Annotated in this window: 3 protein-coding genes; all 3 read left to right on the plus strand. The window is 66.9% G+C overall.

The genetic code is table 11. The annotated features are described in order from the left end of the window. Window positions 1-21: 21 nt before the first annotated feature. Entirely contained in the window at window positions 22-699 is a 678-nt protein-coding gene (locus JMF90_RS33010) for an HAD family phosphatase (protein WP_201316717.1), read from the plus strand. Window positions 700-704: 5 nt separating this feature from the next. Further along, on the plus strand, window positions 705-2,261 hold the full coding sequence (gene pcnB / locus JMF90_RS33015; protein WP_201316716.1) for a polynucleotide adenylyltransferase PcnB: 1,557 nt from the start codon (window positions 705-707) through the stop codon (window positions 2,259-2,261). 35 nt (window positions 2,262-2,296) lie between these two features. Further along, on the plus strand, window positions 2,297-2,553 hold a 257-nt coding region (folK, locus tag JMF90_RS33020), incomplete at its 3' end, for a 2-amino-4-hydroxy-6-hydroxymethyldihydropteridine diphosphokinase (RefSeq protein WP_201326002.1).

The raw sequence follows: 2,553 nt of genomic DNA on the forward strand, positions 1-2,553 counted from the left end.
CTTCGAGTAAAATGCGCTTCCATGACTAATCTGGCACTCTTTGACCTCGATCACACGCTGATCCCGACCGATAGCGACCACGAATGGGGTCGCTTCATGGTGAAGCTCGGCATCGTCGACGCGGAAAGCTTCTCGCGTCAGAACGACCAGTTCTTCGCCGACTACAAGGCCGGGCAGCTCGACATCCATGCGTACCTGTGCGCGATGCTCACGCCGCTCGCGAAGTATTCGCGCGCGCAGCTGGCCGAATGGCACGAGCAGTACATGCACGAGGTGATCCGGCCGGCGATGACGCCCGCCGCGCTCGAACTGGTACGCAAGCACCTCGATGCAGGCGACCTGTGCTGCGTCGTGACGGCGACCAACGAATTCATCACGCGCCCGATCGCGACCGCGTTCGGCGTCGACACGCTGATCGCGTGCGAGGTCGAAACGACCGACGGGCATCCCGATTCGCCGTACACGGGCCGGCCGACCGGCACGCCGAGCTATCGCGAAGGCAAGATCGTGCGCACCGAAGCCTGGCTCGCGTCGCTCGGCAAGCATTGGGACGACTTCGAACACAGCTATTTCTACAGCGACTCGCACAACGACATCCCGCTGCTCGAGAAAGTCACCGACCCGATCGCGACCAACCCTGACGACACGCTGCGCGCGCATGCAAGCAACCGCGGCTGGCATATCCTCGATCTCTTCTGAACGTCGTGATCAAAAAATTCATTCGCAAGCTCCTCGGCCAGGACGAAACCGAGCAAACGCATCCCGCAGCGGCCCCGGCCGACGAAGCGGCCCCTGCTGCCCCGCGCGCCCCGAAGGGCGCCCGCGGCGGCGGCGCGAAGAGACCGCGCAGCAACCATGAGCCGACCGTCGTGCCGGCCAGCGTGCACGGCATCAACCCGGCGCTGATCTCGAAGAACGCGGTGCGCGTGACCGACACGCTGCAGCAGGCGGGTTTCCGCGCGTTCATCGTCGGCGGCGCCGTGCGCGACCTGCTGCTCGGCATCGCGCCGAAGGATTTCGACGTCGCGACCGACGCGACGCCGACCGAGGTGCAGCGCCTGTTCCGCCGCGCGCGCCTGATCGGCCGCCGCTTCCAGATCGTCCACGTGCAGTTCGGCCAGGACCTGATCGAGGTGTCGACGTTCCGCGCGCTGGTCGACGCGCCGCCCGAGGCGGCCACGGCCACGGCCGAGCCGCCGCGGCGCCTGAAGCGTGACGAACTCGATCGCCGCACGCATGCGGTCGACGCGAGCGGCCGCGTGCTGCGCGACAACGTGTGGGGCGAGCAGCACGAGGACGCCGCACGCCGCGACTTCACGATCAACGCGATGTACTACGACCCGTCGACGCAGACGGTGCTCGACTACCACGACGGGATGGCCGACGTACGCGCCCGCCTGTTGCGGATGATCGGCGATCCGGCCACGCGCTTTCGCGAGGATCCGGTGCGGATGCTGCGCGTCGTGCGCTTCGCGGCGAAGCTCGGCTTCGAGATCGAGCCGCATACGCGCGAGCCGATCCACGCGCTCGCCGACCTGATCAACAACGTGCCCGCCGCACGCCTGTTCGACGAAATGCTGAAGCTGCTGCTGTCGGGCCACGCGCTCGCGTGCCTGCAGCGGCTGCGCAAGGAAGGCCTGCATCACGGGCTGCTGCCGCTGCTGGACGTCGTGCTCGAACAGCCGCAGGGCGAGAAATTCATCACGCTCGCGCTGAACAACACCGACGCGCGCGTGCGCGCCGGCAAGCCGGTGTCGCCGGGCTTCCTGTTCGCGACGCTGCTGTGGCACGACATGCGCCAGCGCTTCGAGCAATACACGGCCGCAGGCGAAATCCCGGTGCCGGCGCTCCATCGCGCGATGGACGACGTCCTCGACATGCAGACCGAGAAACTCGCGATCCACAAGCGTTACTCGGCCGACATGCGCGAGATCTGGGGCCTGCAGTTGCGCCTCGAGAAGCGCTCGGGCCGCAGCGCGATGCGGCTGCTGGAACACCAAAGGTTTAGAGCGGGGTATGATTTCCTCCTGTTACGCTGCGAATCCGGCGAGCTCGATGCGGAAGTCGGACAGTGGTGGACGGATTTCATCGAAGGCGACGCGGCCGCTCGCGAGGCATTGCTCACGCAGGGCGGCTCGAAGGAAAAATCGCCCCGCAAGCGGCGCCGCCGCGGCGGTGCGCGAAACCGCCAGCAGGGTGAGAGTGCCGCCGAGCAGGCGCCGGACACCGCAGGCGGTACCGCGAGCGGTTCCGACGACTGACGCGCGCGCCGGCGAACGACGTAGGAAGTGATGCCATGACGGTTGCATATATCGGACTGGGGGCGAATCTCGGCGATGCGCGCCAGACCCTGAAGGACGCGGTGGTGTGCCTCGCGCAGCAGCGCACCATCTCGATCCTCGGCAAGTCGAGCCTGTATCGCACGGCGCCTTTCGAAGCGGGCGGCGACGACTACTACAACTGCGTCGTCAAGCTCGACACGACGCTGTCGGCCCGCGAGCTGCTCGCGCTCTGCCAGAAGATCGAACATCACTTCGGCCGCGAGCGCCCGTA

It is taken from the genome of Burkholderia sp. E168m23 (genome assembly GCF_016586125.1).
Classification (GTDB): domain Bacteria; phylum Pseudomonadota; class Gammaproteobacteria; order Burkholderiales; family Burkholderiaceae; genus Burkholderia; species Burkholderia orbicola.

What these genes read in the sequence shown, in the direction of transcription:
- JMF90_RS33010 (WP_201316717.1), top strand. Translation starts at nt 22, where the DNA reads ATGACTAATCTGGCACTCTTTGACCTCGATCACACGCTGATCCCGACC.